Genomic DNA, 13,764 nt, shown 5'->3' with positions numbered 1-13,764 from the left:
AGGATTACATCTACCATTACAATTACAAACGAAGACAAAAGAAACTAAAGAAACGCGCGCCGATTGAATATCGACACGCGCTCACTGCTTAGCTTTTTATGTTGTCTACTTGACAGGGACAAGACCACATCATGGAACGGCTTTTCCTCTTTAATCAGCATTCACCATTATGGCACTCGACTCCGATCACACGGAATCCATTTGCATCCAGTTCTTTCTTGATTTTATCCAAAGTTTCTTCAGTCGTATCTTTCGGTAATGTAAAAAGGACACGGCGGATCAGACTGACATGGAAATTAGATGAATCCAGTGAGATAACACCCTGTATATCGCTGTATTTACTGATTATGCCTGTCATCTTCTTCAGGGTACCCTGTGTACCATAGCTGCCCACGGTCAGAGTATAACTGCCGCGGTTCAGCCCCCACGCTTCCTCCAGCAGTTCAAGTACGGCCGCATGTGTCAGCAGCCCAACAAACTGGCCATGATCATTCTCAACCGGCAGATAAGGATATCTCTTCAGTGTGAAAAAGGCTTTCATGAAGGAGTCATCCTCGTCAATTGTAGTATGCTGGTCTTTAGCCAGAGCCGTAATCGGTTCATCCAAAGAATGATTTTCCTTGTATTCTAAAATATCAACCTTATAAATATTGCCGATAAACTTGGTATGTGCGGCATCAAGAATAGGGACACAGCGGTAGCCAGTTTTATTTAAAAACTGCAGTGCCTTTTCCAAATTAAAGGTCTCATCACAAAAGCAAACATCTTTTTTATCCACCATCTGATGGCGAATCAGCATGCTAGCATCCTCCTTTACCCCTAACCTTCTCTATTCTATGCCGAGGCCATTTCGGCAATGATAAGAAATTAAGTGAAACCCCTTCCGAAAACTTGTAGAATAAGAAACAACCATCATCATGAAAGGTGCTGAGAAAGCATGGAAAGCATTACAGTTGTATCGCTGCTGGATGTAATTGGAGAGCTGTTTTCCGATGAGATTTCGATTGCGGTTTCCAATAAGAGTGAATATATCTATTACCGGCCGAGCAAGCGCATCGACTTGAAAATCAGGCCGGGTGACAGGGTGAAGGAAGGAACCATCGCCTTTAAGGCTTTAGGGACACAGCAAAGGGTGTCGGAGTTTATAGACCGCGATGTATTTGGGGTCCCGTATCACGGCATGGCCGTGCCGTTTTTGCATGAGGGAAAGCTTGAAGGCTGCGTAACCGCGATTTTTCCGGCTCTGACGGACGGCAAATCGGTTGTGACGATGAAAACAAATGATGGCTGGATTCCGATTCCTTTTTCCGAGGTTATCTACCTTGAAGCAAAGGATAAGAAGACCTATGTACATACCGGCGGCCATTCAGGCACCCATAAATACTCGCTTCAGGATTTTGAGTATTCGCTGCCGAAGGACAGTTTCATCCGCTGCCACCGCTCGTTTATTGTCAATGTCAATCAAATAAAGGAGATCTTTCCTGACTCGCATTCCACCTTTCTCCTTGTTATGAAAAACGGGGACCGGGTGCCGGTCAGCCAGTCTTATTCCAGCTATTTCAGAAAACTGCTTGGTTTTTAGAAAATTCTTTCTGTTTCAGCTTGATAATTTGCTGTTTTATCCGAATATTCCGTAATATGATCAGAAAAGTCCTGGCTCCCTTTTTATCCGGGTAAAATGATGATAAAACGATGGAAAAGGGGAGGAGCAACATGGAGAAACAATTGGATCGGATTCGCGACAGCCGACTGCATGACCGGGTAGTTACACCAGAAGAAGCAGCATCATGGATTCAGGATGGCATGACTCTGGGGCTAAGCGGCTTTACACGTGCAGGTGATGTGAAAGCGGTGCCATTTGCGCTGGCGGACCGGGCCAGACATGAGAGTTTTAAAGTAAATGTGTATACGGGAGCTTCTTTAGGATCTGATGTGGATAAGCTTTTTGCAGAAGCGGGGATTTTGGGAAAGCGGCTGCCATTTCAGGCTGATCCAACTATGAGAAAAGGCATAAACCAGGGGGATTTCTTATTTATTGATCAGCATTTATCCCACACGGCAGAGCTTGTGCGCGCCAATGTCATGGATCCTGTTGATTTCGCTATTTTGGAAGCGGTTTCTATTACGGAGGATGGCCTGATCATTCCGTCTACCTCAATCGGAAACTCGCTGTCTTTCGCGGAAAACGCCAGACATATCATCATCGAAATCAATCTGGCTCAATCCACACAGCTGGAAGGATTGCATGATTTATATGAACCTGGCATACAAGGGGAACGGGATCCAATCCCGCTTACGAAAGCTGACGACTGCATCGGCACGCCGGGAATTAAAGTGGATTTGGATAAGGTGAGGGGAATCGTGTTCACAAACCAGCAGGACTCCCCTTCGACAATCGTGCCGCCGGATGAAGAGACCGCCATCATGGCACAGCATCTGCTGCAGTTTCTCCGCGGGGAAATTGCAGCAGGGAGATTGACGAATAGTCTGGCACCTCTGCAGTCGGGCATTGGGTCTGTGGCAAATGCCGTGCTTCATGGAATGCTCGACTCTGAGTTTGAGAATCTGAAAGTCTATTCAGAAGTGCTGCAGGATGCAGTATTTGACTTGATGGATGCTGGAAAGGTAGACTTTGCGTCCTGCTGTTCTATCACCCTGTCTGATAAAAAAATGAAAGAGGTTTTTGCGAACTTCAACCGGTACAGGGACCGCTTAATTATGCGGCCGCAGGAGATTTCCAACCATCCTGAAATCATTCGCCGACTCGGCTTGATTTCGATCAATACCGCACTGGAGCTCGATATATATGGGAATGTGAATTCCACCCATGTCCTTGGAACGAAAATGATGAATGGCATCGGCGGATCGGGGGATTTTGCCAGAAATGCCCGTCTGGCTATCTTTGTGACAAAATCGATTGCCAAGGACGGCAAGATTTCAAGCATCGTCCCATTTGTCTCCCATGTCGACCATACCGAGCATGATGTCGATGTCATTGTAACAGAGCAGGGGTATGCAGATCTGCGCGGGCTGGCACCAAGGCAGCGTGTCGAGCTGATCATCGAAAATTGTGCACATCCGCTCTACCGTGACCAGCTTCGCGACTATTACCGCGAAGCCCTCACAAGAGGCGGCCAGACACCCCACGTACTGGAAAAAGCCCTCTCCTGGCACACAGACTTCGCCCAAAACGGAACCATGCTGAAAGAAACAGCGGCAGCAGCTGCTCCTCAGTGGAGCTTCTGCTAAAAAACAGAGGGTGACAGGCACCTATACCACTTCAGCCAACTGGTATAGGTGCCTGTCACTTTTAATGTTACAATGATAGCTATACTAACAAAATGATTGGGTGGATTTATGAGTAATGCTATCAAATTAATTGCGGCGTCTAAATATAAGAATAGTTTTAGGGATGGTTATCCGCTTGTGACTGAGGAGTCTGTGCAGCAGATTCCGAAGAATATAGAAGAGGGTGCGGTCATTGAATTGACTGATGAGAGCGGCCGGTTTATCGGCAAAGGGTATTATGGGAAGCAGAATAAAGGCAGAGGCTGGATTCTTTCCCGAAATCCTCAGGAAACCTTCGATGAAGCGTTTTTTGCAAGGAAATTCAACGAAGCGCTGAAAAGGCGGGAAGCTCTATACCATGATCCCGATACAACAGCCTTCCGGGTTTTCAATGGGGAAGGAGACGGCATCGGAGGCATCACGATTGATATTTATGATGGTTTTTACGTGATCAGCTGGTACAGTGAAGGCATTTATACGTTCAGGGATACGGTGATTCAGGCATTGATGAGCAGCGCTGATGTGAAAGGGCTGTACGAAAAGAAACGGTTTGCTGTAAAAGGCACTTATATCGAGGATGATGATTTTATAGCAGGAGAACGGGCATCTTTTCCACTGATTGTGAAGGAGAATGGCATCAGATTTCCTATTTATCTGAATGACGGCGCTATGGTAGGTGTATTCCTTGACCAGAGACATGTCCGCAAGACAATCAGGGACAAGTATGCGGCCGGAAAAACGATACTTAACACATTCTCTTATACGGGTGCTTTTTCGGCGGCAGCCGCATTAGGGGGAGCCTTGAAAACAACCAGTGTCGACCTTGCCAATCGCAGCAAAAGCAAAACGATCGAAATGTTCAGCGTCAACGGCATTGATTATGAAGCACAGGATATCATTGTGGAAGATGTGTTCAACTACTTTAAATATGCAGTGCGAAAACAGCTGAAATTTGATATGGTCATCCTCGACCCTCCAAGCTTTGCCCGATCCAAAAAGCATACATTCAGCGCAAGAAAAGATTACCCGGAGCTGCTCGCACAGGCCATCCAGATTACAGAAAAGAATGGAATCATTGTGGCATCATCGAACTGCAGCACATTCAGCATGAAAAAATTCAAAGACTTTATCAAAAAATCGTTCTCCCAAACAGGTGACCGCTACAAAATCCTGGAGGAATTTACCCTTCCTGAAGACTTCCGCACCATTAAGGAATTCAAAGAAGGAGACTACCTTAAAGTAGCATTCATACAGAAGCTGTAATAACAAAGGGTGACAGGTACCTATACCACTTCAGCCAACTGGTATAGGTACCTGTCACCCTCATTCATTCATATTTACCCCGCAGTTTCTTCATCTCTTCCACCAGATTCTTCCCGATATCCCTTGAGAAGTCTTCATAGATGGGATCCAGCACAGCTTGCCACTCCTCTTTTTCTTCGGGTGTAAGCTCGTGTATCTGAATGGAGGAATTCTGCCTGATTTTTTCAAGCAGTTCTTCGTTCATTTCAAAGGCCATCCGGTTGTTCCATTCAGTTGTTTCTTCCATTGCCTCGAGCAGAATCTTCTTTGTTTCCTCACTCTGCTCATTCCAGACCTTCCCGCTCATCATGACCGCATACCCCAGATATCCATGATTGCTGATTGTAATATGCTTTTGCAGGTTATAAAATTTTTTTGAGTAGATATTGGAAACCGTGTTTTCTTCACCATCCACTTCACCTTCCTCCAGCAGCTTATAAGTGGAATTGAAAGAATCCTGAATAGTCTTTGCCTTCAGGCGGCTGAATTGGGCCGATATCACATCACTTTGCATAATACGGAAGGATTGTCCTCTTAGATCCTCCGGTTTTTGAATGGGCCCCTTATTTGTGGTGATCTGCTTAAATCCATTAGGCCAGTGGGCGAGTCCTATAATGCCGTTCCCCTTTAGAGAATCCAGCAGCTGCCTGCCGATATCCCCGTTCAATCCTTTCAGTGCCGCTTCACGCGAAGGGAATGCAAATGGCAAGTCGAGCACACCCCATTGCGGTGAAAGCATGCCAAGCTTGGACGTGGAGGGGGCAATAAAATGAACCTGTCCTTCCTTAAGCGCATTGATTTCTTCAATATCAGAATAGAGGCTGCCGTTTGGAAACACTTCTATCTTAATATGGCCATCCGATTTTTCGGCGACAAGCTTTGCAAACCTCTGGGCTGCAAGGCCCTTCGGCGTATTTTCTGCCACAACATGACTGAACTTAAAGACAATTTGATCCTTGAGCCCTTCCTGGTCATCATCGTAGGGAATCTCTTCCCCCGGAAAAAAGCTTCGATAGCCCAAGAAGGCAGCCAGCAGCAAAACCATGCCGGCAAGGAGAATATAGCTTTTCATTTGAATCCTCCTTTTTAAAACTATTAATGTTATCATACTTACAAGAATTCTATCCGTAAAGACAGAAGGGAGGACCCTTGTGAATCAGCTGCCCATCCGCTGGAAGATTACTATCCTGTCTTATGCCGTCGTCATTTTTTCTCTATTGATTGGCGGAATGGTCGTGATTGCAAACATCCAGGAGCAGGAGGAGAAAGAACTGAGGATACGCTCGATGAATACCGCCAGAACGGTGGCAGAGCTGTCAGATGTGAAAAAGGGAATCCTGCAGCCGCAGGGCTGGAAGACAGTAAACAAAGTTGCAGAGGAAATCCGGATTATTAATGAAACAGACTATATCGTGGTCATGAATATGGAGCGTATCCGCTATTCCCATCCGGTCAGGGAGCTGGTCGGCAGGCCATCATCAGGTGAGGATGAGAAACCGGCTTTTGCCGAGCATATATATTTTTCCAAGGCAGAGGGAGACGTGGGCACCTTTATCCGCGCATTCATCCCAATTAAAGATGAAAGCCTCAATCAAATCGGCGTGGTTGTTGTCGGTAATAAGATCCCTTCGATTACGGAGATTATTACAGATCTGGCAGACGAGATCAGCATCATTGTGCTTTTGACGCTCATATTTGGATTGATCGGCTCTTTAATGCTAGCCAATCATATTAAAAAGCAGATGTTCCAGCTGGAACCCCATGAAATCAAACGGATTCTGGAGGAAAGGACAGCCACTTTCCATTCTATCAATGAAGGAGTAATTGCGATTGATAACCAGGAAAACATTACGATTTTCAATGAAAAGGCAAAGAAAATTTTTAATGTATCAGGCAAAGTCGCGGGTAAAAAAATTCGTGATGTGCTAAAGGACACAAGGCTTCCCGAGATTGTAGAAAGTAATCGTGCTGTCTATAACGAACAGATTATTGTAAGCGGAAAAGTCATTCTGAGCACTAGAATTCCCATCCGGAAAGACAATGAGAAGATTGGAGCTGTGGCCATCTTCCAGGACCGCACGGAAGTTACGAAACTGGCTGAAGAGCTGACAGGCGTAAAAAGCTTTGTTGAGGCGCTCAGGGTGCAGAACCATGAACATATGAACAAGCTTCACACCATTGCCGGCTTGATTCAGCTGGGAAAAGCAGACAAAGCACTCCAGCTGACGTTTGATGCATCTGAAGAGCAGGAGAACCTTTCGAATTTCCTCAGTGATAAAATTAGGAATGATGCCATTGCAGGGCTTTTATTAAGCAAAGTACGGCGAGGCAAGGAATTGGGTATTACGGTGGTCATCGACCCAAACAGCAATCTGGAGGAGTTTCCGAGCAACCTGGATCACCATGACTTTGTTTTGCTGCTGGGTAATCTGATTGAGAATGCTTTCGGGGCTTTTGAGCATAGTGAACGTGAAGATAGAAAGATTGACATCAGCATTGAACAGACCAATGAGATTTGTGCAGTGCTGGTGGAAGATAACGGCAGCGGGATAGAGGAACCGATATTGCCGAAAATATATGAAAAAGGATTTACCGTTAATAAATCTGGCGGGACAGGCTACGGGCTTTACCTTGTCAAGCAAATTGCAGAAAAAGGCGGAGGAGGGATCGAGGTATCAACTTGCCCAGATGAAGGAACTTCTTTTACGATTACTTTTCCGATGGAAGCGGAGGGAGAATTACATGGCGGTTAATGAAGAAATCAGTGTGCTGCTGATTGAAGATGACCCAATGGTCCAGGAAGTGAATAAGGAATTCATTGCAAGTGTGCCCGGATTTACAATCATTGCTGCGGCCGGGGATGGGGAGGAAGGCATTGCTCTTGCAAAAAAACTGCAGCCGGATCTGGTGATTTTAGATATTTTTATGCCGAAGAAAGATGGCCTTCAAACACTGCAGGAGTTCAGAAAGCAGCACTTCGATTCGGATGTCATCGTTGTTTCCGCTGCAAAGGATAAGGAAACCATCAAGCAGATGCTTCAAAACGGAGCCAGGGATTATATAATAAAGCCCTTTAAGCTGAACAGGATCCAGCAGGCTCTCGAAAAATACCGTCATTATAGAGAAAGCCTTAATGAATCGGGCACCCTCTCACAGGAGCAGCTTGATGCACTGATTTATGCGAAGCAGGCAAAGAAAGAAGAAAACGGATTGCCGAAAGGGCTGAATGAATTCACCTTAAATGAAATTACTGCTTTTATGAAACAGCAGACCGAACCCCGCTCTGCAGAAGAAGTCGCTAACGGCATTGGCATTGCCAGAGTTACCGCCCGCCGCTATCTGGATTATCTTGAAAAAAGCGGAGCAATAAGGCTGGATGTGCAGTATGGGGGCGTGGGCAGACCTGTGAATCGGTATGTTATCATTTAGCTGTATTTCTTGAGACCAAAATGAACAAAACATCCGTTATGACCATAAACTTCTCTCATTTATCTGAAAACGCTATCATTTCTAATAGAATGAATAGTTAGAAAAAAGGAGCTGAGAGAAGAGTGAAGAAGCAGCGGATATATAAGAATTTAACCTTTCAAGTGTTAACAGCTATATTTATCGGTGTTATGGTCGGGCTTATTTGGCCGGAAGTCGGAAAAGAAATGAAGCCTGTAGGCGACACCTTTATAAACGCAGTCAAAATGGTTATCGCTCCGATTATCTTCCTGACCATCGTCCTTGGAATCGCTAAAATGGGCGATATGAAAAAAGTCGGCAAGGTAGGCGGAAAAGCATTTATTTATTTTGAGGTTGTTACTACACTTGCTTTAATGATCGGCCTGATCGTCCTGAATGTCATTAAACCCGGTTCAGGTCTGAACTTTAATGAATTGGAAAAAGGAGATGTTTCACAGTATACAGCCAATGGCGGAGAGGGTATCAATTGGATTGAATTTGTGACACATATTGTTCCTTCCAACATGGTAGATGCCTTTGCAAAAGGCGATATCCTGCAAGTACTATTCTTTTCTGTCCTTTTCGGTGTCGGCTTGGCGGCACTTGGAGAAAAGGGCAAAATCGTCATTGAATTTTTGGATAAGCTGTCACTGGTATTCTTTAAAATCATCGGCTATGTCATGAAGGCAGCACCGCTTGGAGCATTTGGAGCTATGGCCTATACAATCGGACATTTCGGACTGGCCTCACTTGTTCCGCTTGGCAAACTGATGATTTCTGTGTATGTGACCATGTTCTTATTTATCTTTGTTGTTTTGAATATCATCTGCAAAATGTACGGATTCAGCTTATGGAATTATCTGAAGTTCATCAAAGATGAAATCTTAATCGTATTAGGTACGAGTTCTTCAGAATCAGTGCTTCCGAGAATGATGGATAAAATGGAGCGCATCGGCTGCTCCAAATCAGTAGTTGGACTTGTCATTCCCACAGGCTATTCCTTCAACCTGGACGGGACATCCATCTACCTGTCCATGGCGGTTGTCTTCTTAGCCCAGGTATTCGGAGTGGATCTGACAATCGGCCAGCAGATTACGATTCTGCTAGTGTTAATGCTAACTTCAAAGGGAGCAGCAGGTGTAACAGGCAGCGGATTTATAGTACTGGCTTCCACGCTTGCAGCCCTTCAGGTTATTCCTCTTGAAGGCTTGGCGCTTCTTCTTGGTGTAGACCGCTTCATGAGTGAAGGAAGAGCGATCGTGAACCTGATTGGAAATGGAATCGCCACAATGGTTGTAGCAAAGAGCGAAAATGAGTTTGATGAAAATAAGGCTAAGAAAGCCATCAGCGAAATGAAATTAATGAAGCAGGAACAGCAAAAGCAGGCAGTATAAAGGGAAAGGCCATTCTCCTCTTGGGAGTATGGCCTTTTCTTATATATTGTCGAAACTCAGATGTGCACGCGACAATAACTGCAGTCATTTCCCGGGAAAAAATAAGAAGTGGCAGTATTTCCTTGTCGTTTCAATCAAAAGTTTGATTGAAACGACAATTGTTGAAAAAACACGAAAGACAAATAAATTTAGAAAGTTATAAAAATTTTATGGTATGATTATTTTTAAAAAATGTGAGTGACAGGTACCTATACCACTTGGCCAAAGTGGTATAGGTACCTGTCACCAGGAAAGAAGGTTTACATAGTGAAGCGCTTAAAGGTTCATTATGCGTGGATAGTTTTAGTGCTGACGTTTTTGGCTTTGCTGGCTGCACAGGGGGTACGATTGTCGTTTGGCGCTTTTATGGCGCCGTGAGAGAATGAGTTTTCCGCAAATCGAAGTGTTATTTCCTTCATTGCTTTTGTCAGCTATATTGTTTTTGCTATTTCACAGCCGTATGTCGGCAGACTGATTGATAAATATGGCATTCGTTATATTCTGTCCTTCAGTATTCTGGTTATTGGTTTTTCTACACTTCTGACCTTTTTTACCACCAGCCCCCTCCAGCTGATGATCATTTACGGAGTAATCGCCTCAGTTGGCTTTGGCGGTGCATCCAATGTTGTGGGAACGATGGCAGTTGCGACCTGGTTTGCAGATAAAAAGGGAATGGCGATGGGCCTGATGTCTGCAGGCACCGCAGCAGGACAGCTTATTCTCGTCCCGCTCTCCTTATTCCTGATAGACCAGCTGGGCTGGAAGACAACCGTTCTTGTGCTCGGCTGTTTTTTGATTATAATCATTTTTCCGCTGCTTCTGCTCTTTATCCGTTCGAACCCGGCTGATCTGCGTATCCATGCGTATGGAGCAAAAGTGAGTGAAAGTGATCAGGGAATGCAGGAGAGAAAGGAAGCACCAAAAGGGATGCTTTCTATATTCCAGCTCTTAAAGCGGAAAGAATTCCTGTTTCTCATGCTCCCGTTTTTCGTATGCGGCGTGACGACTACCGGGCTGATGGATACGCATCTTATTCCCTTTGCCCAATATTGCGGATTTACGCCTGGTGTTACGGGAGCCGCTGTCAGCCTGCTCGCCGGCTTTAATATTCTTGGCACAGTCGTTTCCGGGTTTCTGGCAGATAGGTGGAATTGCAGAAAAATCCTTGCCTTTCTTTACGGAGTGAGGGATCTGACCATTGTTCTGCTTCTGATCATCCTGAATGATGCTTCACTGTTTGGCTTTTTCATCACCGAGTCCCATCTGCTCATTCTGTTTGCCATCAGCTTTGGAATTGTTAATTTTGCCTCTGTCGCACCAACCATGAAGCTGGCAGCGGAATATTTCAGGCATTTGTCAGCAGGAGCAGTGATTGGGTGGATCTATTTAAGCAATCAGCTGGGTTCAGCTCTCGGCTCATTTGTCCCTGGTGTATTATTTGATCTGACAGGCAGCTATGACAGTTCTTTCATTGCCTCCATTATTCTTTTGATATTCGCATCAGCCTTAAGCATACTGCTCCCAAGGCAGGGGGCAGATTATCAGTATGCAGCCGGCAGAGATTTAGCCGAGTATAGGTAGAAGCTAAAAATCGACACTTTATTTCTCTTCGGTTAAAATAATCTTATTGAAATAACAGATCGGTTAGGGGAGACGGGCATGCATCGTAATCATGATCTATATCAATTTTTCCTTGAGAAAACTTGGGATTTAACAGAGGAATGGTATAAAAGCGTAAATAAAGAAGAGAGTGGCGGAGTGTATGCCTCGGAAGACCCCGCTGTGATCGAATGCTTAAAAAAGCAAAATTACGAATTTCACAAGAAGTTCTCCGAAGTATTCCATAAAGATGAAGAATCCTTCTTTAGTGATTTGGAAGTCTGGATTGTCAAAGTGGCGGAGGATGATGAACATCTCCGTACACCTCTTGAGATGATTCTCAAGGAGTTCTTTAACACTCAGGAACAGTATTTGAATGTGCTTGAGCAGTTTCTTGAAATCAATCAGAGCCAGTATGATGACAAACAAATCGGCTTATGGCGCAGGATGATCATCAGAACTATTGGAGAAATAGTTACCTGGTTCACGGAAGAGTATAATAACCATTCCCATAGGAGGCTGCAGGCTCAGCAGGCTTTAATCCTTGAGCTCAGTTCCCCGGTCATTTCTTTGACAGAACATATCGCACTTCTGCCGCTTGTCGGGGATATTGATACAGCACGGGCAAAAGTCATGCTTGAAAATACACTGCAGCAATGTAATAAATTAGGCGTCAGCCAGCTGTTTCTTGACCTTTCAGGCGTAGTCATGATCGATACAATGGTAGCCCATCAGCTATTCCAGCTGATCGAAGCGCTAAGCCTGATCGGCGTAAAGACCACAATCTCCGGGTTAAGACCGGAAATTGCCCAAACCGCAGTACAGCTTGGGTTGTCTTTTGATCACGTCAGCATTAAATCAACGCTATCGACTGCCATTAAATCAGCGAACATAATCACAGGTTAATAAAAAACACGATGAAGAATGTCTTCATCGTGTTTTTGCATCTATTCCAATCCTTTAATATTCATTTCTTTCACAGGCAGGAATGCCTCACCTGTATCCAGATAGTTAACGTTGACATGATCACCTTCCTGCAGGTAAATGGCCATCGGCACGGTTTCAGATGAAACCACACAGCTTTTTCGGTTGTCCAGAAGGAATGATACAACGGTGAAATCACCGGATTTCTCCTTGTACACTCGCACCACAGTGCCGCTTATCTGTTTTTCCTCTGCTTTCGAGCTTCCGTCTACAGTGCCTCCGCCCCGCTGCAATGCGGTTTTATACAAACGCAATGCTTCATTTGGCGTCGTTCCATAAGCGGAAATTTCCGGATTGGCAGCTGAAACAATGAAATAGTTCTGCAGGAATCCGTTGGCATCGAGCACTGGCGTCAGCCAGCTCGCTTCACCGTAGAAGTTGTACAGAACAGGCATTTCACCGCTCCATTTCTTCTCAATGAATTTCTTCTCAATAATCTGAAGGGCACCTTGCGAATCCATATAAGATTCTTCAAGATTGCCTGTAAAGAAGACTGCTTCGCCTGTCCTTGAATTTGTCAGAGAATAGCCAAGCATCGAGTCGACGCCTTCTTTTGGACTCGTAAAATCAGTGAAGTAGTACATGTCACCATTTTCATCAAAAATAGGGCTTACATTGGCTTCTGTCCCCTCATCAGATGGAAGCCTTACATCAGACTTTCCGAATTTGCTGTTCCAGAAGCCATGGACATAATTTCCGAAATAGCTGTTTTGCAGACTAACCGTCTCAGGCGAAACTGCTCCATCAATAAAGGCGGGCACATCCGCAAGTTTATAAGTCTTTGTCTGTCCATTCAGCGGGTCAACCATGACTATCCCTTGAACATCAAAACCGTTTCGCGCCGATATAAACTCACCATACGAGCGAATATAAAACGGCTTTCCGTCGTCATCCACTTCCAGCTGCACTTCTCCGTGAAAAATGGCTTGCGGATACTGCATCCGGATATGGCGCTCTATATTTTTATTAAAATAAGAGGATGGTGTGTACACCATATCGCTCTTCACGAATTTTGGATTAGCTGAGGAATCAGTTGCGCTAATTGTAAAATAGCCTGGTGTCTTATCCCCATTCAACCATTTGAAAAAGCCCGAAAACTCAACAGGCGCAATATATACATACTCCCCATTGACCTTCTGGATCTGCAGGCTGCCAAGTTCATAATAACTTGTGTTAGGAACCTGCCCGAAAGCCTTCTTCATCTTATTGCGCGCAAACTTAGGAGGCACGCTCGCGGGTGTTTCTTTTTCATCAAATGTTTCAATCTCCGTTTTTTCCTTCATTTTGGCACTTTCATACTTATCATCTGCATTAAACAGAAAAGCTGTCAGAAAGAAAGCCCCTGCAGCTAAACTAAGGACAAACACACCCATTTTGATTATACGCTCCCGGCCAGTCGCTAAAACGGCCCCGATTAAAGAAGCGATCATCGCGAACAGCCACAAGCTGGTCAAGTTACGGTCCAGATTGGTTAAATAATACACGGCAAAAACAAGCAGCACAGATAAAGCGGCTGTGGCGGCCAAGATTCCTGTTCCCATTTTCCTGCCTTTGTCTTCCTTCGATTTTTCCTTCTGTATATAGCTAAACGGAATCAGTAGAATTGCAATCGCCAGTCCGGCGATGAGTGAAAAAATAAATATATTTCCCATTATGACTCTCTCCTAACAATAAGTTCGTTACTATTCTTTACGGGTGAAAAGCAAAAAAG

11 protein-coding genes and 1 pseudogene are annotated in these 13,764 nt (G+C 44.8%); 9 read left to right on the top strand and 3 right to left on the bottom strand.

Features of this window, described 5'->3' with window-relative positions; translation table 11 throughout:
• The first annotated feature begins 8 nt into the window (after positions 1-8).
• Entirely contained in the window at positions 9-92 is an 84-nt protein-coding gene (locus tag M3205_RS25930) for an IS3 family transposase (RefSeq protein WP_224936932.1), read from the top strand.
• 62 nt (positions 93-154) lie between these two features.
• Here M3205_RS25930 and cbpA read toward each other — a convergent pair whose 3' ends face one another.
• Positions 155-799, bottom strand: a complete 645-nt coding sequence (gene cbpA / locus M3205_RS12715; protein WP_251170252.1) for a cyclic di-AMP binding protein CbpA — start codon at positions 797-799, stop codon at positions 155-157.
• Between the two features lie 138 nt (positions 800-937).
• Here cbpA and M3205_RS12710 point away from each other — a divergent pair, with 138 nt between their 5' ends.
• The 3 genes from M3205_RS12710 to M3205_RS12700 all read left to right on the top strand — a co-directional run bounded on the left by M3205_RS12710 (position 938) and on the right by M3205_RS12700 (position 4,551).
• Entirely contained in the window at positions 938-1,582 is a 645-nt protein-coding gene (locus tag M3205_RS12710) for a LytTR family DNA-binding domain-containing protein (protein WP_251170251.1), read from the top strand.
• Positions 1,583-1,713: 131 nt separating this feature from the next.
• Entirely contained in the window at positions 1,714-3,249 is a 1,536-nt protein-coding gene (locus tag M3205_RS12705) for an acetyl-CoA hydrolase/transferase family protein (protein ID WP_251170250.1), read from the top strand.
• Between the two features lie 108 nt (positions 3,250-3,357).
• Positions 3,358-4,551: a class I SAM-dependent rRNA methyltransferase gene (locus M3205_RS12700; protein ID WP_251170249.1), complete on the top strand. Its 1,194-nt coding sequence runs from the start codon at positions 3,358-3,360 to the stop codon at positions 4,549-4,551.
• A gap of 64 nt (positions 4,552-4,615) precedes the next feature.
• Here M3205_RS12700 and M3205_RS12695 read toward each other — a convergent pair whose 3' ends face one another.
• Complete coding sequence (locus tag M3205_RS12695; RefSeq protein WP_251170248.1) at positions 4,616-5,662, bottom strand: TRAP transporter substrate-binding protein; 1,047 nt, start codon at positions 5,660-5,662, stop codon at positions 4,616-4,618.
• A gap of 79 nt (positions 5,663-5,741) precedes the next feature.
• Here M3205_RS12695 and M3205_RS12690 point away from each other — a divergent pair, with 79 nt between their 5' ends.
• The 5 genes and pseudogenes from M3205_RS12690 to M3205_RS12670 all read left to right on the top strand — a co-directional run bounded on the left by M3205_RS12690 (position 5,742) and on the right by M3205_RS12670 (position 11,975).
• The gene (locus M3205_RS12690) at positions 5,742-7,343 is read left to right on the top strand and encodes an ATP-binding protein (protein WP_251170247.1); all 1,602 of its coding nucleotides are present in this window, start codon (positions 5,742-5,744) and stop codon (positions 7,341-7,343) included.
• Entirely contained in the window at positions 7,333-8,019 is a 687-nt protein-coding gene (locus M3205_RS12685) for a response regulator (RefSeq protein ID WP_251170246.1), read from the top strand. The genes M3205_RS12690 and M3205_RS12685 overlap by 11 nt, the downstream gene beginning before the upstream one ends.
• 122 nt (positions 8,020-8,141) lie before the next feature.
• Positions 8,142-9,431: a C4-dicarboxylate transporter DctP gene (dctP, locus tag M3205_RS12680; RefSeq protein ID WP_311315730.1), complete on the top strand. Its 1,290-nt coding sequence runs from the start codon at positions 8,142-8,144 to the stop codon at positions 9,429-9,431.
• A 306-nt stretch (positions 9,432-9,737) separates the two neighbouring features.
• A pseudogene (locus M3205_RS12675) lies at positions 9,738-11,051 on the top strand (MFS transporter).
• Positions 11,052-11,129: 78 nt separating this feature from the next.
• The gene (locus M3205_RS12670) at positions 11,130-11,975 is read left to right on the top strand and encodes an STAS domain-containing protein (protein ID WP_251170245.1); all 846 of its coding nucleotides are present in this window, start codon (positions 11,130-11,132) and stop codon (positions 11,973-11,975) included.
• A gap of 41 nt (positions 11,976-12,016) precedes the next feature.
• Here the strand turns inward: M3205_RS12670 and M3205_RS12665 are convergent, their stop codons facing one another.
• The gene (locus M3205_RS12665) at positions 12,017-13,705 is read right to left on the bottom strand and encodes an MFS transporter (protein WP_251170244.1); all 1,689 of its coding nucleotides are present in this window, start codon (positions 13,703-13,705) and stop codon (positions 12,017-12,019) included.
• Positions 13,706-13,764 lie beyond the last annotated feature (59 nt).

Origin of the sequence: Cytobacillus firmus (assembly GCF_023715565.1) — a bacterium.
GTDB classification, from domain to species: Bacteria; Bacillota; Bacilli; order Bacillales; family Cytobacillaceae; genus Cytobacillus; species Cytobacillus firmus_C.
This window is presented reverse-complemented; position numbering and strand designations above follow the sequence as displayed.